The 22,038-nt window shown below is 60.6% G+C and carries 11 protein-coding genes; all 11 read left to right on the top strand.

The window, feature by feature from the left end:
• The first annotated feature begins 171 nt into the window (after positions 1 to 171).
• Positions 172 to 1,779 (top strand): permease prefix domain 2-containing transporter, encoded by a 1,608-nt coding sequence (locus tag BLR44_RS03320; RefSeq protein ID WP_089678954.1) that lies wholly within the window; start codon positions 172 to 174, stop codon positions 1,777 to 1,779.
• The gene (locus BLR44_RS03315) at positions 1,716 to 2,873 is read left to right on the top strand and encodes an ABC transporter permease (RefSeq protein ID WP_089678952.1); all 1,158 of its coding nucleotides are present in this window, start codon (positions 1,716 to 1,718) and stop codon (positions 2,871 to 2,873) included. The genes BLR44_RS03320 and BLR44_RS03315 overlap by 64 nt, the downstream gene beginning before the upstream one ends.
• 153 nt (positions 2,874 to 3,026) lie before the next feature.
• Positions 3,027 to 4,106: an NHL repeat-containing protein gene (locus tag BLR44_RS03310; protein WP_089678949.1), complete on the top strand. Its 1,080-nt coding sequence runs from the start codon at positions 3,027 to 3,029 to the stop codon at positions 4,104 to 4,106.
• A 245-nt stretch (positions 4,107 to 4,351) separates the two neighbouring features.
• Complete coding sequence (locus BLR44_RS03305; protein ID WP_143017084.1) at positions 4,352 to 5,719, top strand: DUF6600 domain-containing protein; 1,368 nt, start codon at positions 4,352 to 4,354, stop codon at positions 5,717 to 5,719.
• Between the two features lie 236 nt (positions 5,720 to 5,955).
• A complete protein-coding gene (locus BLR44_RS03300) occupies positions 5,956 to 7,623 on the top strand; it encodes a M28 family metallopeptidase (RefSeq protein WP_089678942.1) in 1,668 nt (555 codons plus the stop codon).
• A 429-nt stretch (positions 7,624 to 8,052) separates the two neighbouring features.
• Entirely contained in the window at positions 8,053 to 11,172 is a 3,120-nt protein-coding gene (locus BLR44_RS03290; protein WP_089678936.1) for a SusC/RagA family TonB-linked outer membrane protein, read from the top strand.
• 122 nt (positions 11,173 to 11,294) lie between these two features.
• The gene (locus tag BLR44_RS03285; protein WP_089678934.1) at positions 11,295 to 12,752 is read left to right on the top strand and encodes a SusD/RagB family nutrient-binding outer membrane lipoprotein; all 1,458 of its coding nucleotides are present in this window, start codon (positions 11,295 to 11,297) and stop codon (positions 12,750 to 12,752) included.
• Between the two features lie 534 nt (positions 12,753 to 13,286).
• Positions 13,287 to 16,523, top strand: a complete 3,237-nt coding sequence (locus tag BLR44_RS03280; RefSeq protein ID WP_089678931.1) for a SusC/RagA family TonB-linked outer membrane protein — start codon at positions 13,287 to 13,289, stop codon at positions 16,521 to 16,523.
• A gap of 334 nt (positions 16,524 to 16,857) precedes the next feature.
• The gene (locus BLR44_RS03275; RefSeq protein WP_089678928.1) at positions 16,858 to 18,315 is read left to right on the top strand and encodes a SusD/RagB family nutrient-binding outer membrane lipoprotein; all 1,458 of its coding nucleotides are present in this window, start codon (positions 16,858 to 16,860) and stop codon (positions 18,313 to 18,315) included.
• 59 nt (positions 18,316 to 18,374) lie between these two features.
• On the top strand, positions 18,375 to 18,932 hold the full coding sequence (locus tag BLR44_RS03270; RefSeq protein WP_089678924.1) for a GNAT family N-acetyltransferase: 558 nt from the start codon (positions 18,375 to 18,377) through the stop codon (positions 18,930 to 18,932).
• A 40-nt stretch (positions 18,933 to 18,972) separates the two neighbouring features.
• Positions 18,973 to 21,984 (top strand): amidohydrolase family protein, encoded by a 3,012-nt coding sequence (locus BLR44_RS03265; RefSeq protein WP_245705956.1) that lies wholly within the window; start codon positions 18,973 to 18,975, stop codon positions 21,982 to 21,984.
• The last annotated feature ends 54 nt before the right edge of the window (positions 21,985 to 22,038 follow it).

The following is a 22,038-nucleotide window of genomic DNA, read 5'->3' as shown; positions in this document are numbered from 1 at the left end:
AGCGGCCGTCGGTCGGCTGAGGAGGGAGCAATGACAGAATGATTGAATTACAGAATCATTGCATAAAGAAGCGGGGTGTTTGGGGCGGAGGACAGAAGAATATGAGTATCACTGCATACATAAAATAAGTGCATACATGCGCAGCATAGAGGGCGCACAAAATGGATTCCTATGAAACAGCCTGATTTTTTGCCGCCCCGCGGGGCGGATCGTCTGCTGGAACGCTTTTGTGCCCCGGACCTGCGGGAAGAGGTGCTGGGCGATCTGCACGAGCTGTATGGCACCTGGGAAGTGCGCTACGGACGGCGCAAGGCGCGGCAGCGCTACTGGTGGCACGTCCTCAAATTCCTGCGACCCTCTGCGCTCAAACGCCGCCGCCCGATCCCTAACCAGTCTTCCACCTCTTTACCCTTGATGTTCGATATGATCCGCAACTACCTTTTGGTGGCCTTCCGGCACCTGCAACGCCGCAAAGGCTTCACGCTGCTCAATGTGCTGGGGCTGGCCCTGGGGTTGGCCGCGTTCCTCCTGATTCTGGAATACGTCGCCTTCGAATGGAGCGCTAACCGGTTTCACGCGAACCGCGACCGGCTGTACCGCGTCCTGTTGGCGTCGCCTACCAATGAGCCCGACTTCCACATTCCTCCCGGTGTAGGGCCTGGCTTGCAGGAAAATCTCTCCGGCATCGCATCCAGCGTACGCGTCGCAGAGGGGATTTCCGGCGGGGTCGTGACTTACACCGCGCCCCGGTCCGACGCCCCACCCGCCCGCACGGAGGCCGCCCTTAAATCGTTTCGCGAGGAACGTGCGGCGTATGTCGACGGCAACTTCCTGGAAGTATTCTCTTTTCCACTTGTGGCAGGACAGGCCTCACTCGCCGCCCCGAATGCGCTGGCGCTATCGGCCTCAGAAGCCACCAAGTATTTTGGCGAAACCAACCCGATCGGTCAGATCCTGACCGTCCATAACCAGTTCGGCAATACCGACTATACGGTGACCGGCGTGTTTGAAGACATGCCCGCCACGTCGGACCTGCAGCTGGACATGCTCTTTTCGCTCCAGACGCTGTATAACCCGGCCAATCGGAACGGGAACGACTGGGCCGAACCCAACAACTGGGACAATGGCTTCCTCCACACGTACCTTCTGTTGCAGCCGGAGGCCAATCCCGCCACGCTGGAAAAGGAATTTGTCTCGTTCCGGGAACGGATTCGCCCGCAAGACGAAATCCGTATGGTACTACAACCGTTTACCCAGATTCACCTGGCGCCTTCGTTCGACTACGCCCTGCCGACGTTCGGCAACCTGGCGCTGGTGGTATTTCTGCTCGGCGTGGCGCTGCTGATCCTGCTCATCGCCTGGGTCAATTACATCAACCTGTCGACCGCTCAGGCGCTGCGGCGGGCGCGGGAAGTGGGCATTCGCAAGGCCATCGGAGCGCAGCGAGGGCAGCTTGTCGGGCAATATCTGCTGGAAACCCTTCTGCTGACCAGCGGGGCGGCCGTGCTGGCGTTCGGGGCGGTACAAGCGGGCCAGGGCGCATTCAACGCCTTCACGGGACAGCCACTTTCGCTTCGGGTCCTCAACCAGGGCTGGTTCTGGGCGGGCACGCTCCTGATGATCGGCAGTAGTACCCTGATGGCGGGCGGCTACGTGGCCGGGGTGCCAGTTCGTTTCAGCCGGTGCGGGTCCTGCGCGGTACGCTCAAAGGTACGGTGGGCAGTCTGCTGCTGCGCAAAGGGCTGGTCGTGTTTCAGTTCGTGGTTTCCTGCTGCCTGATCATCGGTACGGCTGTGCTCTACCGACAATTGGACTACATGCAGACGCAGGATCTGGGCATGAACCTGGAACAGCTGCTGGTGGTGCAGGGGCCATCGATCACCAGCGACGATCAGGGCGAGCGCGTGCAAGTCTTCAAGGAAGCGCTGGATCGGCTTCCCTTTGTTGAACAATACAGTGCCTCCCACAGCGTGCCCAGCGGTGGCTACAATTTCTTTGCCGCCGGGTTTACGTCCCTGCATCCGGCACCCGGCGACGAAAAGAAAAGCTACGCCATGGCGATCGTCGACGGTAATTATTTCGACACGTACGGCATTACGCTCGCGGCGGGCCAGCCCTTCACGCCTGAGATGGTACAACGCGGCTGGCAGGGCAACCACCTGATTCTGAACGAAAAAGCGGCCCAGGCACTCGGATTCGAACCGGCAGCGACAGCCGTGGGGCAACGCATCCTGTGGGGCGATGGGGATTATGAAATTCAGGGCGTCATCAAAGATTACCACCATGCTTCCCTGCGGCAACCCATCGACCCGATCATCTTCCTGCCCAACCCCAGTTCCGGGTATTTCACTTTGCGCATGACGACCCACAACCTGCCGGCGAAACTGGCGCAGATCGCCCAGCAGTTCGGCGACATATTCCCTGCCGAACCGTTCGACTACTTTTTCCTCGACGAGCAGTTCGACCAACAGTACCGCAGCGAGCAGCAGTTCGGGCAGGTGTTTACCGCCGCGTCGGCGCTGGCCATTTTCATTGCCTGCCTGGGCCTGTTTGGTCTGGCCGCCTACGCTGCCGAAGCCCGCACAAAAGAGGTGGGCATCCGCAAGGTTTTTGGCGCTACCGTGCAAAACGTGGTGCTGTTGCTCTCGAAAGATTTTCTGAAACTGGTGGCCCTGGCGTTGGTGCTGTCCGTTCCCCTCACCTGGTACGCCGCCGACCGCTGGTTGCAGGATTTTACGTACCGCACCGAAATCCACTGGTGGCTCTTCGCCCTGACCGGGGCGCTGGCACTGGGCATTGCTCTGGTAACCGTCAGTTTCCACGCCATCAAAGCTGCTCTGGCCAACCCGGTGCAGTCGCTGCGGGACGAGTGAGGCACGGGCGTCAGTACTGAAACAACAGCCGGGCCGGATCTACCGCCCGGCTTTTTTATGGCCGTTGGCTGTATCTTTTCGCGACGCCAGCATTAAGGGTGCTAGAGGTCGATTCCTCCTTCTTTTTATCACTAGTCTTCAAACAACTACGCTATGAAACACCTACTTGCACCCTCGCTGGCCCTGCTCTGGTGCGCAACCGCCTGCCAGCCGGACGAAAACATGACGCTTCGCACACCTGACGCTGCCTCGGTCCTGGTCACGACGGTGGCGGGCGGCGAAGAAGGCTATCGGGACGGTACCGGCACAGACGCGCAGTTCAACCACCCGATGGACGTCGCCGTGGGACACGACGGCACACTCTACATGGCCGATGCCTGGAACCATTCCGTGCGCAAAATCGCCGCTGACGGCCGCGTCAGTACACTGGCCGGACAATGGGATGCAGCCGAGCGTTTCGCCGATGGCCCGGCCGCGGCGGCCCGCTTCAACAACCTGATGGGCCTGGACGTCACCGCCGACGGGACCCTTTACGTTGCCGATTTGTTGAACAACCGCGTGCGCCGGATCAGCCCGGCCGGTGAAGTGCGGACCATTGCCGGGGACGGGAGTCAGGGCGAGTGGGTAGATGGGCCGGTAGCCGACGCCAAATTCAACCTCATCTTCGACGTGGCCGTAGCCAACGATGGCACGCTCTACATCGCGGACACCTACAACCATTGCATCCGGAAAATTACGTCCGATGGCCTGGTCAGCACGCTGGCCGGGAACGGGCAGACGGGTTTCGCCGACGGTACGGGGCAGGCCGCGACTTTCAACCAGCCCGTCAGCCTGTGCCTGGCGCAGGACGGAACGCTGTACGTGGCCGATGGGGGAAATCACAGCCTCCGGAAAATCACACCCGACGGGGAAGTCTCGACGCTGGCCGGCAGTGGCGATGCGGGGTTTGCGGATGGGACCGGTGCGGAAGCCTTGTTCAACGGTCCGTCCGGCATCGCCATTTCGCCGGAAGGAATGCTCTACGTCACCGACTTCGCCAACCACCGCATCCGCCGCGTGACGCCCGACGGTACGGTCAGCACCCTGGCTGGAAACGGCACCCCGGGCACTACCGACGGCACGGGCGACGAAGCACAGTTCAATCAGCCCGAAGGCATTGCCGCGGCCGGGAACGACGTTTTGTACGTGACCGACACCTACAACAACCGCCTCCGCAAGCTTAGTCTGCGCTAATCAGGCATAGTGGTCTGGATTATACTACCTGCTGAATCCTGTCCACCGATCCTCCCCTTCAGTACACGCCTCGATCACCCACAGGGAGGTCGAGGCTTTTTGATGACAGCACTCCGGTACGGCACGAAGGCGTCATTTTTGGCACGGTATTTCCTTATACATCGGCAGATCGTTTGATACGTAAATATCCTCAACAGGTCGTTGCGCGATCAGGCACTGTCTTTCTTCGTTAAACCGCTACAGTTATGAATATTATACGCACCCTCGGAGCTGTCGCATTGCTGGCCGTTCTTTCCACCGGTTGCACGTCTGCCAGAACGGTGACGACTACCCGGACGGTCACGACGGCTCAGCCGGTAGGAAACGTTTCTTACCAAATGTTTTACGATCAGCTTTCGCCCTACGGCCGCTGGATCAACGATCCGGTCTACGGCTACGTCTGGTCACCTTATGTCGATGCGGGGTTTGCCCCCTACGCCACCAACGGGTACTGGGTGATGACCAGCTACGGCAACACCTGGGTTTCGAACTACTCGTGGGGTTGGGCACCCTTCCACTACGGCCGCTGGTACTACGATAACTTCTACGGATGGCTCTGGATGCCCGGCGATGTCTGGGGACCGGCCTGGGTTTCGTGGCGGAACGGCGGCGGCTACTACGGATGGGCACCGCTGGGTCCGGGCATGGCGCCTGGTGTGCACATCAACATCAACGTAGGATACTGGAACTTCCTGCCCTACCGCTACATCACGCACCGCAATCCGTACCGTTATTGCGTGCCGCGTCGGCGGGTAACCAACATCTACAACAACACGACCATCATCAATAACTATTACAACGATGGTGGACGGCGGTACGCAGCCGGCCCCCGGGCAGGCGACATCCAACGCTCGACCGGACAGCGGGTTCGGGTATACGACGTGAGCCGTGACGGTGCACCGGGACGGACCGTAGTCCGGAACAATTCGGTGAACATTTACCGCCCGGACGTGGCCGCGCGGGGCAACGCGAAACCCAGCCGTGCAGTAACGCCGACCACCACCGGCGCACGTGGCAGCCGCGGAAACGATGCCAACACCTCGGGCACCCCGTCGCGTGGTCAGATGCAACCCGCCCCGAGCCGGAGCGTCGAGCGGTCGACGTACGAACGTTCGCCTTCGCCGGAGCGTCAGGCCTCACCCGCCCCGAGCCGTTCGTCGCGCAGCGTGGAGCGCGTTCAGCCGCAGCAGCAACGCAGCACTGAGCGTAGCACCCCAACGCCGCAGCGTCAGTACTCGCCGAGCCCCAGCCGTTCGGTCGAGCACAGCGCACCCCAACGGTCGGTCGAGCGGCAATCTGCGCCGAGCCGTTCGATGGAACGGAGTGCACCTGCGCCACAACGTTCGGTGGAGCGCCAGTCGGCGCCGAGCCGCTCTTCGACCCCGAGTCGTTCGTTTGAACGCAGCGCACCAAGTCGGTCGTCGACGCCAAGCCGGTCAATCGAGCGCAGCGCCCCCAGCCGATCGTCGACCCCGAGTCGATCCATCGAGCGGAGCGCCCCCAGCCGGTCTTCAACGCCGAGCCGGTCCATCCAGCGGAGTTCGTCTCCTTCCCGGAGCCGGGACTCCCAGTAAAACTAATCCGGGTTGTTTCTGACAAACACCCATCGCTATAGATCAAAAGCCGCGTCCTGTTCTGGAACGCGGCTTTTTTATGCATTATCGGTATTGCTTGGTCAGGCCCGCCTTACAGCGCATAAAACTTTACATCTACTTATTTTTCATATACTTTATTCCAATTCAAACTATTTTTTAAGAATAAAATTCTGCACATACCGTATACTTGCCTTAGCTTATTCTACTCCTCTCCTATGCATCGTTTTTTCACCTCTACTCTTCTCTGTCTCGGCCTGGCGGGGAACGTACTCGCACAGGCAACGATCCCTCCATCGGTTTCACTGCAAACGCCCGCAGTCACGCAGGCGCTGGAGGCCATTCGTCCCCACGGCATCGAGGCGCACATGACGTTCCTGGCGGACGATCTGCTGCGCGGACGGCAACCCGGCACGGAAGGCTTTGCGCTGGCGTCCCGGTACATGGAATCTCAGTTCAAAGCCCTGGGACTCACGCCCGCCGGGGAAGAGGGCACCTACCTCCAGGCGGTTCCCCTGCGCAAGGCGGAGGTGGTGGAAGCGGGCTGCGCCATGCAAGTCATACCGAAGAAAGGAGAGCCGGTGGTCTTCACGTACGATGAGGAGTATCTGGTCAGCCCCGACCTGGCCGCCACCGCCAGCGAAGTGACGGCCCCGGTCGTATTTGTGGGATTTGGGGTGACCGCTCCGGAACTACGCCACGACGACTACGCCAAGCTGGACGTAAGCGGGAAAATCGTAGCGATGCTGAGCGGTGCCCCCGCATCGTTTCCCTCCGACCAGCGTGCTTACTACTCCTCCACCAAGCTGGAAAACGCGGTGGCGCACGGCGCCGTGGGCGTGATCAACCTCAGCAGCCGCGACAGTCCGCGCTCGTGGGATTCGATGGTGCGGCGAACCAAACAAGGGGCGTTTCGCTGGCTCGATGCGGAGGGGCAGCCCAACCGCACCCATCCGGAACTGAAGGCGGTGGTGTCGGTGAGTTCGGCCGGGGCGGCAGCCCTGTTCGCGGATCTGCCCAAGTCCAAATCGCTCGACAAGGTACTTTCGGCGGAGGTGCCGCCTCGCTTTGCCTTGCCCGTGACCTGCACCATTCGCACGCAGAGCCGTCATACGCTGATTCCGAGCAACAACGTGGTAGGCCTCCTGCCGGGAAGCGACCCGGACCTGAAAGACGAATACGTGGTCTATGTCGCTCACTTCGACCATTTTGGGGTAGGCGTGGCCGTCGACGGCGACTCGATCTACAACGGCGCACACGACAACGCCTCCGGCTCGGCCATTCTGCTGGAGGTGGCCCGGGGATTTGCGGCCCTGCCCACGCCGCCGCGTCGCTCCATCCTGTTTCTGGCCGTGACGGCCGAAGAGTGGGGACTGCTCGGTTCCGACTATTTTGCCAGCAACCCGACGGTGCCGCAAGAGAACCTGGTGGCGACCATCGCGATGGACATGCCGTTTCTCTTTCTGCCGCTGCTCGACATCGTCCCCTACGGTGCCGATCACTCCAGCATCGCCACGGCGGTAGGACAGGCCGCCGATTTTTTACAGTTGGGCATCAGCCCCGACCCCATGCCCGAACAGGTGCTCTTCATCCGCAGCGATCACTTCAGCTTTATCCGGCAGGGAATTCCGGCCCTGTTCGTGAAGGCGGGGAGCCAGACCGACGATCCGGCGATCGACGGCAAGCAGGTGAACCTCGACTGGCGCGGGCAGGTCTACCATACCCCGAAAGACGACATGACGCAGGCCTTCGACTTCGAGGCCGGGGCCAAGCACGCTCGTCTCGATTTTCTGACCGGTTACCTCATGGCACAGGAAACGCCCCGCCCGACCTGGAACGCCGGCGACTTTTTCGGTGGAAAGTTCGGGCAGCGGCGGCCGGAGTAAGCACCGAACCCACCGCATTACCGGCTTTTTTGACCTTCCCTCGGCAGGCTCCGTCGGCGACCGGGGCAGGGACGACCTCCGTGCGTCTTGTCCACGACGCATGAACAAGGCCATTCCACACAGGTATTTCTAAAAAATGCTTGCGTTTTATTTGGCTTTATCGCTACATTAGCCGCTCTTTGTTTCGCAAAAATCCCGCTTTTTGAATTCACCCACCCACGGTCAGGGGTAGCGAAACGCCGCTTGTTTCCACCACATTCCGAAGCCGCGCGCCACCGCCATTTTTCCGGCGCAGACGCTTCTTCCACCACACTTCGCGGGCTTGTACCGCACGCCCTTTGTATGTCTTGGTGAACCAACGGCGCCGGTTTCGTGCGCCGGACGTCCCCCCTTTTTCCATACGCTTTTTTCTCAACTTTTCATTTTTTCATGAAACACACACTATTCTTTCTGCTCCTTTTCCTGCTTGCGCTTCCGCCCACCGTTGCCCGGGCGCAAACCACCCCGACCGGTGGCAGGACGGTCTCCGGAACGGTCCTCTCGGCCGACGACAACCTTCCCGTGCCGGGGGTCAACGTGCTGGTAAAAGGCTCGACGGCGGGCACCATCACCGACATCGACGGCCACTACCAGCTTCCGGTTCCCTCCGACGAGGCGACCCTCATCTTTTCGTTCATCGGGTTCATCAGCCAGGAAGTTCCGGTGGGCAGTCAGTCGACCCTCGACGTAACGATGCAGACGGACACGCGCCAGCTCGACGAGATTGTGGTGACGGCACTGGGCATCGAGCGGGAGAAAAAAGCGCTGGGCTACGCTGTGCAGGAAATCCAGGGAAAATCGCTGACGCAGGCGCGCGAGACCAACGTGGTCAACTCTCTCTCCGGAAAATTCGCGGGCGTGCAGATCACCTCCTCCAACGGGGCACCGGGTTCTTCGTCGCGCATCGTCATACGCGGGGCGTCGTCGGTCGGTAGCAACAACCAGCCGCTGTTTGTGGTGGACGGCATCCCGATCAACAACGAAAACTACGGTTCCTCGACCTCGGTCGATTACGGCAACGGCGCGTCGTCGCTCAACCCGGACGACATCGCCTCGGTCAGCGTGCTGAAAGGCCCCAGCGCTGCCGCCCTGTACGGGTCGCGCGCGGCCAACGGTGTCATCCTGATCACGACCAAAAGCGGCAAGGGCACGCAGGGCATCGGCGTTTCGGTCAACTCGACGGCCACGTTCGAGGAACCCTTTCGCCTCCCCAATTTCCAGAACCAGTACGGGCAGGGCGGCAACCTGCAATTTGCGTTTGTAGACGGCAAAGGCGGCGGCGTCAACGACGGCGTCGACGAAAGCTGGGGGCCGCCGCTCGACGGCCGGCTGATTCCGCAGTTCAACTCGCCCATCGACCCCACGACCGGCGAACGCATCCCGACGCCCTGGGTGGCGCACCCCGACAACGTGAAGGACTTCTACCGGACGGGCACCACGTTTACGAACAACGTAGCCCTGACGGGCGGCAACGACAAGGCCAACTTCCGGTTGTCGTTTACCAACCTGGCGCAGCAGGGCATCCTGCCCAACACGGACTACAAACGCAACACCATCGCGCTGAGCGGCGGCGTGCAGCTTACGCCCAAACTGAGCGCGAAGGCTTCGGTCAACTACGTGAAAGACGGCAGCGACAACCGCCAGAACTTCGGCCTCTACTTCATCTGGTTCGGGCGGCAGGTCGACATCCACGAGCTGAAAGAGTACAGCCCCCGCTCCGACGATCAGGTGCAGTACAACTGGAACTACAACTACTGGAACAACCCCTATTACGCGCTGACCGAAAGCACCCGCGCCAACCAGAAAGACCGGCTGTTCGGGAACGTGATGGTGACGTATGAGTTTACCGACTGGCTGAACCTGTTTGTCCGGACCGGTACCGACTTCTTCGGCGACCGGCGGCAGAACCGCATTGCCCGGATGAACAAGAGCCGTTTCAGCAGCTACAGCGAGGACGTGTATGTGGCGCAGGAAACCAACTCTGACTTTCTGTTCTCGATCACGCCGAAACTGGGTGGCGACTTCGAAGTGTCGGCCAACCTGGGCGGCAACAACCGCATGAACGAGTACCGTCGCGACTACATGTACGCCGCCCAACTGGCCATCCCGGGTGTTTACAACATCGGCAACTCGCTGCTGCGCCCCGAGGTGGCCAACTCGTACACAAAGAAGGTGGTCAACAGCCTCTACGGCTCGGCCCAGCTGGCCTACCGCAACGCCATCTTCCTGGAACTGACCGGCCGCAACGACTGGTCGAGCACACTGCCGGCGGCTAACCGCTCTTACTTCTATCCGTCGGCGTCGCTGAGCGCGGTGGTCACCGACCTGATCCCGATGTCGACGCGCGTGTTGTCGTTTGCCAAGGTGCGGGCCAGCATCGCACAAGTAGGGAACGACACCGATCCGTACCGCCTCCAGCAGATCCTCTCGTACGAAGATCCGTGGAACACCAATTCGTCGGTATCGGTCAGCAACACGATCAACAACGCCGACCTGAAGCCGGAAATCACGACGGGGACCGAAGTGGGTGCCGACATCCGCTTCTTCAACAACCGGATCGGGCTGGATGTAACCTATTACAACCAGATTTCACGCAACCAGATCCTGAACGTGAACGTCTCGCAGGCCTCGGGCTTCAACGACAAGATTCTGAACGCCGGCGAGATCCAAAACAAAGGCGTGGAAGTGCAACTGAACCTGACGCCCGTCAAGCTCGAAAACTCGTTCCAGTGGGACATCGGGGTCAACTTCGCGCGCAACCGCAACCAGGTAGTGTCGCTGGCCGACGGCCTGACCACCTACCAGCTGGGTAGCATCCGGGGCATGAGCATCGAAGCGCGCGTCGGGCAGCCGTACGGCACGTTCTTCGGCACGCCTTACCTGCGCGACCCGGACGGCAACATCGTCCACGTCGACGGCATTCCGCAACTCGCTTCCGAGCGGGCCATCCTCGGCAACTTCACGCCTGACTGGCTGGGGGGCTTTGCCAACACGTTCACTTATAAAGGGCTGACGCTTTACACGCTGATCGACGTGCGCCACGGCGGCGACCTGTTCTCGCAAACGGTCAACATCGGGCGCTACACGGGCGTGCTGGCCGAAACGGTCGAAGGACGCGAAACCGGCATTGTGGGCGAAGGCACGATGAATACCGGCACCGACGAGAATCCGCAGTACGTCCCGAACGATGTGCGTGTCGACGGGCAGCGCTACTACCAGACCCTCTACGGCCTCTACAACAACGAAGCAAACATCTTCGACGGCAGTTTCGTGAAGCTGCGCGAGGTGCGGCTGGGGTACCAGATTCCCGATCGTGTGTTCGGCAAACTGCCGTTCCGGAACGTGACGCTCTCGGCCGTAGGCCGCAACCTGCTGCTGCTGCACAGCAACGTGCCGCACATCGACCCGGAAAGCAGCTACTACAGCAGCGACAGCAACGTGCAGGGCATCGAAAGCGGCCAGATCCTCTCGACCCGCAGCGTGGGCTTCAACCTGAATTTTTCACTGTAATCAGACGCAAAAAGCTTAGAAGCTTAACGCTCAAAGTAGATCGATGCCTGACTTCTTGGTATTTCGTTAAGCGTTAAGCGTTAACCCTTAAGCCATTGGCTTAAACTTGAAAACCGAATTTTATGAAACGACACTTGATACGCATCTCTTCGCTGGGCCTGGTGGGTTCTCTCTGGCTGGCGAGCGGCTGCACGCACAACTTCGACGAGATCAACGCGAACCCGAACGACCCGGTCGAGGCGTCGGCCGACCTGTTTCTGCCCTACGGCATCAAAAGCGCCGTGGACCTGTACTGGGGCACCGGCACCTACAGCCTGGCCGACGTGGGCAACCTGTTTGCGCAGCACTGGGCCCGCATCCAGTACACGTCGTCCGATCAGTACAACCTGAGCAACGACATCATCGACAACACCTGGCGCGACCTTTACATCGAGTCACTACCCAACCTGCAGGAAGTGTACGACCTGGGGGCCGAAAACGGCAACCCCAACTACCAGGCCGTGGCGATGATCATGCGCTCGTGGGTCTTTTCGCTGCTGACCGACATTTACGGCGACATTCCCTACACCGCCGCACTGGAGGGCCTGGAAGGCACGCTGAGTCCTACATACGACGCCCAGAAAGACGTCTACGCCGGGATGGTGCAGGAACTGAAAACGGCCAGCGACATGATTGTGGTGGGCGGCCCCACCGTCGGCGGCGATATTCTTTACGGAGGCGACATGCTGAAATGGAAGAAGTTTGCCAACTCGCTGAGCCTCCGCCTGCTGAACCGGCAACTGGGCGCGCCCGATCCGGTGATTGACGTCGTGGCGGAGATGACGCGCATCCTGACCAACCCCACGCAGTATCCCGTGTTTGAGTCGGTGGCCGAGCACGCCGCCCTTAATTACCTCAACGCCGCGCCGAACAACAACCCCGTGAACCAGAACCGCCTGACGCGCGACGACCACCGGGTGAGCAAAACGCTGGTGGACCAACTCAAAAGCCTGGACGATCCGCGGCTGGCGATCTACGCCAACCTGCCCGCCGACGGCGGCGACTACACCGGCGTGCCGAATGGCCTGTCGGGCAGCGATGCCAACGCCCTGGGCCTGACCAAAACGTCGAAGGTGGGGTCGTACTTCACGGCGGCGACGGCCCCGGCCGTCATCATGTCGTACGCCGAACTGTGGTTTGCGCTGGCCGAAGCCGCCCACCGGGGCGTGGCCGCCGCAGGCGATGCCGCCACAAACTACGAAAACGGGATTCGGGCGTCGTTTGCGCAGTACGGCCTGACGCCCAGCGACGCGTACCTGAGCAGCGTGGCGTACCAGGGCGGCGAAGCGGGCTACGCGCAGATTCTGGAACAGAAGTGGATCGCGTTGTACGGACAAGGCATGGAAGCCTGGACGGAACAGCGCCGCACGGGCATTCCGGACCTGACACCCCCGGAACTGAACGTCAACAACGACGTGATCCCAACGCGCCTGCCTTACCCCTCGTCCGAAGAGGCGCTGAACAACGCGCATTTCCACGAAGCGCTCGATCACCAGGAGGCCGAAAACAACAAACTGTTCAAACTCTGGTGGGCTAATTAGTCGGTGGGTTTTCCGTTGAGTCTTCAACGACAGGTGCCGGAAGAAGAATGGCCTTCCGGCACTTTTTTGTTCCTGGCCAGTTGGTTCAGCCACTGTCGGGTGTGGGCACGCGCTGTTTTTTCTTATTTTTTAGTACATGTCCTTATTCCCCCGTCAGGGGCTCTTGGTCGACAGCTTTTGGATGCTGGTGGAGGTCTACCGACCAACACGGCGGATCGGCAGATGAAAAAAAATCACCCTTCTGCCACCAGTACTTGCATCGAATTTTGTTTTACCATACATTCAGCAATTATAATTCCGCCCATCACTCACTTCACCATACAGAGACTCTTTTTCCTCTTCTTTTAGCCAACGAGTCTCCCTTTTTCGGCCGTAACGTGCTCCGCGCCTGAGTACCCTCGGCTCCACCACACCATAGCACCTACTGCGGGGTGTGCTGTGCTTCAGCGCATGCCTTCCGAACCTCCATGTTTCGGCCTGCTTCGGCAAGTCGACCAGGCTTGTATTGCATTTACCTAACCCTAGATTTTTCGCATGAAACACACATTACCCCTTCTGTTCTGGCTCCTGACAGTTGGCGCACTGATGGCCCAGGAACGCACCGTGACCGGTACGGTGACCCTTGCCGACGACGGCTCCGCCCTGCCCGGGGTGAACGTGCTGGTGAAAGGCACCCCCATCGGCACCATTACCGACCTCGACGGGCACTACACCCTGACGGTGCCGGGCCCGGACGACAGACTCATTTTTTCGTTCATCGGGTTTCTCAGTCAGGAACTGCCGGTGGGCAATCAGTCGACCCTCGACGTGGCGATGCAAACCGATACCCGGCAACTCAACGAAGTGGTGGTCAACGCTCTAGGCTTCGAGGAGGACGCCGACCACCTGGGGTCCACCAGCTCGAAAATCAACGGCGAGGCGCTGGCCAAGTCGGGCGAAGCGGGGCTGATCAACAGCATGGCCGGACGCGCGGCCGGGGTGCAGGTGACCCGTTCGGCGGGCGATCCGGGCGCGGGTTCCTACATCCAGATCCGGGGGCAAAGCACCATCACCGGAAATTCGCAACCGCTGATCATTCTCGACGGCATCCCGATCAGCAATACGTCCGAAGGCTCGACGTCGGGAGGCGTGGTGCAACAGTCCCGCCTCAACGACATCAACCCGAACGACATTGCTTCGATGCAGATTCTGAAAGGTGCCTCGGCGGCGGCGCTGTGGGGCTCGCGGGCGGCCAACGGCGTGATCGTCATCACCACGAAAAAAGGACAACAGAACGACAAACTCAACATCACATACTCGTCGACCTATTCGTTCGATCAGGTCAACCGGTTCCACCCCCGGCAGAGCGCTTTTGGGCAGGGCAGCGGCGGTGCGTACAGTCCGACCGCGTCTACGTCGTGGGGCGACAAGATCGCGGACCGCACGGGGGGTGAGGATGTGGTCAAGACCGACGGCGAATTCTTCGAAGGGTACGCCACCGGCACGCGCTACTACCCGATTCTGGAAAAGAACACACAGGATCTGTACACCGACTCCAACTACGACAAGGTGTTTCAGACCGGCCGTTTCTGGGAAAATTCGCTCAGCATGAGCGGCGGCGGCGAAAAATCCAGCTTTTTCTTTAGCCTGGGTGACCTGAAGCAAAACGGCGTGATCCGCGGCAACAGCGACTACCGCCGGACCACAATCCGCTTCAACTCCGAACGGAAGTTCAACAAGATCGTCAAACTCTCGACACAGGCCAACTACGTCCGCAGTACGTCCGACCGGGTGCAGCGCGGGAACAACACCGCCGGGGTAATTGTGGGCCTCTTGCGCAACCCGCCCGACTTCGACGTGACCGACTACATTGGCAGTTACTACGCCACGCCCAACGCCTCGCCCCTCCTGAACCGGCAGCGGTCGTACCGGCGCTACCTGGGCAACAACGCCAACCCGATCTACAACAACCCGCTCTGGGCCATGTACGAACAGGAAAACAGCTCGGCGGTCGACCGCTTCATCGTCAGTTCGGAACTGAACATCAAGCCGGTTCAGTGGTTCGACCTGACGGCCCGGGGCGGCGTCGATTTCTATACCGACGAACGCATCAACGATTTTCCGGTGGGTGACGTGATCGGAGCGGCCAACGGACAGTTTGAGAACGTCATCACGAAAGAGACCGAGAAAAACTTCGACCTGATCGGGCGGGTGGTCAAAAGCTTCGGCAACGTGGTGTCGTCTACGCTGGTAGGCGGCTTCAACATCAACGACCGGCAGTACCGCAACCTGGGGGCCACCATCAACAACTTCCTGATTGCCGACGGACCGCAGAATTTCTCGAATGCCACGGCGACCAACAAAAATCCGCAAAACGTTTACAGCCACATCCGCACCACGCGGCTCTACTCCACGCTCAACCTCGGCCTCTACAGCTCGGTCTTCCTGAACCTGTCGGGCGCGGCCGAATCGGCCTCTACGTTCGGCGAAAATGCGAGCAAAACGTTTTTTTATCCCTCGGCCGACGTCGCCTGGCAGTTCACGGACCTTGCGTTTCTGCGCAGCTCGCCGGTGCTCTCCTTCGGCAAGCTGCGGGCTTCGTACGGCGTGGTGGGCGTGCAACCCCTGCCCTACCGTACCACGACTGACTTCGTGACGGCCGAGTTCTCCAACAGTCCCTGGGGCGATGTGCTGGTCGGCTCCCAGTTCGGCAACGGCGCTTTTATCCAGAGCAAGGAACAGGGGGACGACCAGTTGAAACCGGAACGCAAAACGGAATACGAACTGGGGGCTGATTTGCGCTTCCTGAACGACAAACTGGCGGTGGCGTTCACCTACTACCAGAACAAGGTAGAAGATCTGCTCGTGCCGGTAACGCTGGCCGCCTCGACCGGGTTTGCCTCCAAGTATACCAATGCCGCAACGCTGGAAAACAAAGGGGTAGAACTGGACCTCTCTTACAGCCTGCTCCAGACCAACCACGTCCGGGTGACGCTGAACGGCAACTTCAACCGCAACCGTAACCAGGTGCTCGACCTGGCCGGCACGGAGTCGATCTTCCTCGACGGCATTCTCGACTTTATGGACAGTCGCGCCGTCGAAGGGCAGCCGGTGGGCGTTCACTGGGGCGGGCGCTACGCCCGCAACGACGACGGCTCGCTGGTGCTGGATGCCAACGGATTCCCGACGGTGGCACCGACCAGCGGCGTGATCGGCAACCCCAACCCCGACTGGCGCGGCGGCTTCGGCGGTACGATCGACTACAAGCAGTTTTCGCTCAACGTGCTGTTCGAGACCTCGCAGGGTGGCGACATCTACAGCGGTACGCGCAGCATCATGTACAACTTCGGCACACACGCTGACGTGGGCAAGGAGATTACCCTGAGCGAGCCGCTGGTCAATTACGCGGGGGCAACGTTCGACGCCGGTACGACGGTGCGCGGTAACATCGCCGACTACGGCGCCGGTCCGGTACTGCTCGACGAGTCGTTCTACACCACGCTGGGCAGCGGCTTCGGCTCGCTGAAAGAGCAGTTTATCGAAGACGCCAGCTGGACGCGGCTGCGGCAGGTGGCCCTCAGCTACCACCTCGCGTCCGAAGGTTTCCAGAAAAAAACCAAACTCCACGCGCTCGACATCACGGCGACCGGACGCAACCTGCTGCTCTGGACCCAGGTGGTCGGGGTCGATCCCGAAACCAACCTGACGGGCGTTTCGAACGGGCGGGGCATGGACTACTTCAATACGCCCGGCACGCGCTCGTACCTGCTCACCCTGACGATTACCTATTAAGCGCGGGGCGCGGGAAAATGAAGGAATTCTTGAATGAGAACATGAGCGAATAGCGCAGAGTGAAAAGCGCGGAGGGTATGACGTACGACGGCAAACAAAAAAGGCCGTCGGTCGGCTGGCAGGAAAAAAAGAGAAATGGGAGCACATTCCTCTAAAGGAGCTTCTCGCCGTCCAGTTCGGTGTAAACCCTCAACTCTTTAGCACTCCACGTTCTAAAAACCTCTCGGAACGCATCGTCTCCTCAGCACTGTACGCTTTACCTCTTAAACTTTCTACTTCCCGCATTCCGAACCTGCAACCTTAAAACCGATCACCCAACTTCAAACGCTTTTCCATGAAAAAAGTCATTACCTATAGCCTCCTGGCACTTCTGGCACTTAGCCTTCCGGCCTGCGAATCGCTGGTTGAAGGTCTGAACAAAGACCCCAATAATCCCACCGACGCCTCGGCCGAACTGATGCTCACCGGCGCCGAACTGGCCAACATCACCATCCACGAAGGGCACACGGCCCGCCTGTCGGGGCTGTGGTCCGGCTACTTCACCGGCGTCGATCGTCAGTACAAGGACCTGTATACATACAACGCCAACGGCGCCACGTTCGACCAGATCTGGCAGAACGTCTATTACGGGGTGCTGGAGCAGACCAACCAGATCATCGCCAAGTCGGAACAGGTCAACAACCGCCTGGTGATCGGCATCGCCAAGGTGTTACAGGCACACGCCATCGGAACAGCGGCGGCCTGTTGGGGCGACGTGCCCTACCGCGAGGCGGCCCAGATCAGGGACTTTCCCAACCCCACGTTCGACCCGCAGGCCCAGGTCTATGCCGATGTGCAGGCACTGTTGTCCGAAGCCCTCGAAGAGTTGACGTCGGGCATCGGAACTTCGCCCGGCGTGGCCGACATCCATTTCGGGGGCGACGCCGCCAAGTGGGCCGAAGTGGCGCATACGCTGAAAGCCCGCTTTTATCTCCACACCCGCGCCTTCGACCTGGCGTATCAGGAGTCGTTGCAGGGCGTCAGTGTGCCGGCCAACTCCATGATGGCACCGCACGGCAACACGGTCGGGGCCAACGAAAACATGTACTACACATTTGTGGCGCGGTCGCGCGCGGGCGACATGAACTCGGAAGGGGCTTACGTGACGACGCTGCTCAATCCCGACCACGCCAACTACCGCGGCGATGCCAAGACCGACGAGTCGGCACGGTTTAACTACAACTTCATGAACCTGGGCGCCCTGAGCGTGACCGATGGGCTGGTGCCGAACTACCGCCCCATTGCCGCGACCGACTCCATGCGGGGCTTCATCGCGCAGAGCGCCGCCTTTCCGTTGGTGACGTATCAGGAAAACCTGCTCACCCAGGCCGAAGCGGGCGCGCGGAGTATGGATTTCGCCACCGGACTGGCCGCACTCAACGAGTACCGCGCCTACCTGAACGCGGGGGGCTACCTCGACGCGTCGTACCAGCAGCATTACCCCCTCCGGTACGACGCCTACGCGGAGGCCGACTTCGCGGCTGGAGGCATGGCGAATCCCGACGGACTCAGTGCTGCCGATGCGTTGCTGGACGAGATTCTGGAGGAACGTTACGTGAGCTTCATCGGTCAGAAGCTGGGCTTTTACGACCTCCGGCGTACGCAGAAGGAGACCGTGGGCATCAAGCTGACGCCGGTTACCGGCTCCGTCATTCCGCAACGGATGATCTACAGCCAGAGTGAGATCAACTCCAACACCAGCGCGCCCAGCCCGGTGCCGGATCTGTTTGTCCCAACCCCTCTGAATCAATAACGAAACCCGATCCTCCGTCGGCCCGGTCTGGCGGAGGATTTCACCCGTCTTGTTCGCCTATGGAGGTTAGCCTGCGTGCCGCGGCAGCGGAAGATCTGCCGAACATCGTGGAGATCATCAACGATGCCATCCTGCATACGTCGGCCGTCTACGACTACCACCCCCGGTCGTTGGAAACCCAACACGCCTGGTGGTTGAAGAAACAGGCCGACGGAATGCCGGTGGTGGTGGCCGATCACGAACGCCGGGCCATTGGTTTCGGCACGTACGGCATCTTCCGGCCGTGGGACGCGTACCGCTTCAGCGTGGAGCACTCCCTCTACGTCGCGGATTCCTTTCGCGGGCAGGGCGTCGGCAAACTGCTGCTCGGTCGGTTGATTGCCCTGGCAACGGCGCAGGGTTTCCACACCATGATTGCGGGCATCGACGGCAGCAATGCCGGGAGCTATGCCCTCCACCGCAAGTTCGGTTTTGAAGAGATCGGTCGGTTCCGGGAGATCGGTTACAAGTTCGACCGCTGGCTCGACCTGATTTTCATGCAGCGCTTTTTGCAGACGCCGGCTTCCAAACCGCCGTCTGCCTCCTCGCACGACACACTATCTCATTCGTCACAATAAACCCTAAGCATCAACCCTTTTGAACTCACTCCTCCTGTCCATGAACCCATTTCACTTTTCGCGCCCACCCTACTACTTTTTCTTCCTTTGGATGGCCTCGTTCGCTACCCTGGCCCAGCCCCGACCCGATTCCGTCACCGTCACGCTGACCGAAGGTACCAACATGGCCATGGCCCTTTCGCCCGACAAAAGCACGCTGGCACTCGACGTGCAGGGCACCATCTGGAGCGTTCCCGTTGCCGGTGGCAAAGCCGTACCGCTGACCGACCCCTACAACGACGCACGGCAACCTACCTGGTCGCCCGACGGCACCTGGGTCGCTTTTCAGTCGTATCGCGACGGCAACTTTCACCTCTGGGCGGTGAAAAAAGATGGCTCGGGGCTGAAACAACTTACCTACGGCATTTACGACGAACGCGAGCCACACTGGTCGCCCGACGGCACGCAACTCGTTTTTTCGTCGGATCGCGTTTCGGACAACAGCAAAGGCAACTACAACATCTGGACGCTCGACGTCGCTTCGGGCGCGTTGACGCAGGTAACGCACGATCCGGCCGACGAATACTTTCCTTCGTGGTCGCCGGACGGAAAACAGATCATCTTTGCCGCCGAACGTGAACAACCCGGCATTTACACCGTGGTGCCCGGCCAGGAAGCCACGCTGCTGATTCCGAAAGCCGGCGAACTCTCCGGGGCCTCGTGGAGTCCTGACGGAACAACGCTGACCTACAACGCCTCGACTGGCTCGACCACCCAGTTGATTCGCTACGATCCGGCCACCAAAACCGAGACGGTACTGAGCACGACGGGCGAAGACGTGTTCCCCTTCAAGGCCGCGTGGCTGACCGGAAACGAACTTATTTACACCGCCGACGGGCAACTCAAGCGCAAGCGGATCGACACTAAACGCAAGCCGAAAGCCATCCCGTTTCAGGCGGACGTGACGCTGGATCGGACGGCCTACGAACGGAAGAAATACGATTTCGACGACACCACACCCCGCCCCGCCAAGGGCATTATGGGACCGGTCGTCTCGCCCGACGGCACCAAGGTGGTCTTCACGGCGCTGGGCAACCTCTGGCAACTGACGCTGGGCAACCCCACACCCGAGAAACTGACCGACGACGTGTACGTCGAACTCGATCCGGCCTGGTCGCCCGACGGAAAATTCCTGACGTACGTGTCGGATCGCAGCGGCAACATGGATTTGTGGGTGCGCGACCTGAGCACCGGCACCGACAAGTGCGTGGCCGACCTGCCGGGATACGCGATGTTCCCTTCGTGGTCGCCCGACGGTACGCAGATCGCCTTTTACGAGAACGACGCCCGCAACGTGTGGGGCAAAGGCGCGCTGCACGTGGTGGCCGCGACCGGGGGCGAGCCGAAGAAACTGCACGAAGAGCTGTTTGTTCCCAGCAAGCCTACCTGGTCGGCCGACGGCAAAACCATCGCCCTCTCGGCGCTGGAACATTATTCGGGCCGTTACCGCGAAGGCGTCAGCAAGGTACTGCTCGTCTCCCCCGAGGGGAAGCCCGACCGCTGGATGTCGCCCCTGACCAACCGCACCCTCGGCACGCGCGGCAAAAACGGCCCCGTCTGGTCGCCCGACGGCCGGAAGATGGCCTACATTCAAGACGGCTTGCTCTGGACCGTGCAGGTCGATCCGCAGGGCAACCCGGTCGGGCCGCCACGCCGCCTGACGAACGAGCTTTCCGACGTACCGACCTGGACCGGTGACTCCCAAACGATCGTCTTCTTAGCCATCGATCAACTCAAACGAGTAGACCTCCTGACCGGCACCGTTGAGGAAATCCCGATGAACTTGTCCTGGTCGCCTGAGAAGCCGAGCGGCACCGTCGTGATCCACGCGGGTCGGCTGTTCGACGGCAAAAACGAGCACTACCGGGAAAACGTCGACGTGGTGCTGGAAGGCAATCGCATCCGCGACATCCTCCCCCACCAGGACGGACGCAACGGCACGCTGGTCGACGCGTCGGACAAGGTGGTGATGCCCGGTCTGTTCGAAATGCACTCCCACCAGTACACCGGCGTGGGCGAAATCCTGGGCCGCACGTGGCTGTCTTACGGCATCACGTCCGTGCGCGAACCCGGTGCCGATCCCTACGACGCCCTGCAACGGAAAGAGGCCTGGAGCAGCGGGGCGCAACCCGGCCCGCGGGAGTTCTTCACCGGCAACCTCACCGACGGCGAACGGGTGTACTACGGCCTGGCGAACAGCATCTCGACCGGCGGGCAGGTCGAACTGGAACTGGAGCGCGCCGCCCGCCTCGACTACGACATGATCAAGACGTACGTGCGCATCTCCGACCTGATGCAGGAACGCATCACCCACTTTGCGCACGAGCACGGCATTCCTGTCTCTTCGCACGAGATCTACCCCTCTACCCACTACGGTGTCGACATGGTGGAACACATCGGAGCCACGAGCCGCCGGGGCTACTCGCCCAAGCTCACAGAGCTGAATCATTCGTATCAGGACGTGATCCAGATCATTGCGCAGTCGGGCATCAACATCACACCGACCGTGGCTCTGACCGGCGGGTTCTACACCGAATACACGCGCGACACCACGATCCAGACCAACCGCCAGTTTCTGGCCCTTTATCCGGCCGCATACGTGGCGGGCATGCAACAGTCGGCCGCGATGATTTCGAAAATACGCCCCGGCTACCTGGAAAACTACAAAGCCGTCGGCCCGACCATCCGCACGCTGCTCGACAACGGCGCACGCATCACCCCCGGCACCGACTCGCCCTTCATTCCGTACGGCACCAGCCTGCACGTAGAGATCCACAACTTCGTAGAGGACGGGAAGTTTACGCCCTTCGAGGCATTGCGCTCCGCTACCCTCTGGTCGGCCGAGGCCATCGGGGTCGGCAAGGACCTGGGCAGCCTGGAACCCGGCAAACTGGCCGATCTGGTCATTGTCAGCGGCGATCCGCTCCAACGCATTGAAGACACCTGGAACGTGGAGACCGTTTTTAAAAACGGCATCCGCTACGACATCGACGCGCTGCTCACCAAACCCTGAGCCAGCGCCTCCCCCTTTAGGTTAATGAGTGATTAGGAGGAAAAGGCCCCGACG

This window comes from Catalinimonas alkaloidigena (assembly GCF_900100765.1).
In the GTDB taxonomy this organism is placed as follows: domain Bacteria; phylum Bacteroidota; class Bacteroidia; order Cytophagales; family Flexibacteraceae; genus Mooreia; species Mooreia alkaloidigena.
Note: the sequence above shows the minus strand (reverse complement) of the source record. Positions and strands in the feature narration are given on the sequence as shown.

Coding starts and splice junctions, on each gene's coding strand:
- BLR44_RS03320 (WP_089678954.1), top strand. CDS start 172: ATGAAACAGCCTGATTTTTTGCCGCCCCGCGGGGCGGATCGTCTGCTG.
- BLR44_RS03310 (WP_089678949.1), top strand. CDS start 3,027: ATGAAACACCTACTTGCACCCTCGCTGGCCCTGCTCTGGTGCGCAACC.
- BLR44_RS03305 (WP_143017084.1), top strand. CDS start 4,352: ATGAATATTATACGCACCCTCGGAGCTGTCGCATTGCTGGCCGTTCTT.
- BLR44_RS03300 (WP_089678942.1), top strand. CDS start 5,956: ATGCATCGTTTTTTCACCTCTACTCTTCTCTGTCTCGGCCTGGCGGGG.
- BLR44_RS03290 (WP_089678936.1), top strand. CDS start 8,053: ATGAAACACACACTATTCTTTCTGCTCCTTTTCCTGCTTGCGCTTCCG.
- BLR44_RS03285 (WP_089678934.1), top strand. CDS start 11,295: ATGAAACGACACTTGATACGCATCTCTTCGCTGGGCCTGGTGGGTTCT.
- BLR44_RS03280 (WP_089678931.1), top strand. CDS start 13,287: ATGAAACACACATTACCCCTTCTGTTCTGGCTCCTGACAGTTGGCGCA.
- BLR44_RS03275 (WP_089678928.1), top strand. CDS start 16,858: ATGAAAAAAGTCATTACCTATAGCCTCCTGGCACTTCTGGCACTTAGC.
- BLR44_RS03270 (WP_089678924.1), top strand. CDS start 18,375: ATGGAGGTTAGCCTGCGTGCCGCGGCAGCGGAAGATCTGCCGAACATC.
- BLR44_RS03265 (WP_245705956.1), top strand. CDS start 18,973: ATGAACCCATTTCACTTTTCGCGCCCACCCTACTACTTTTTCTTCCTT.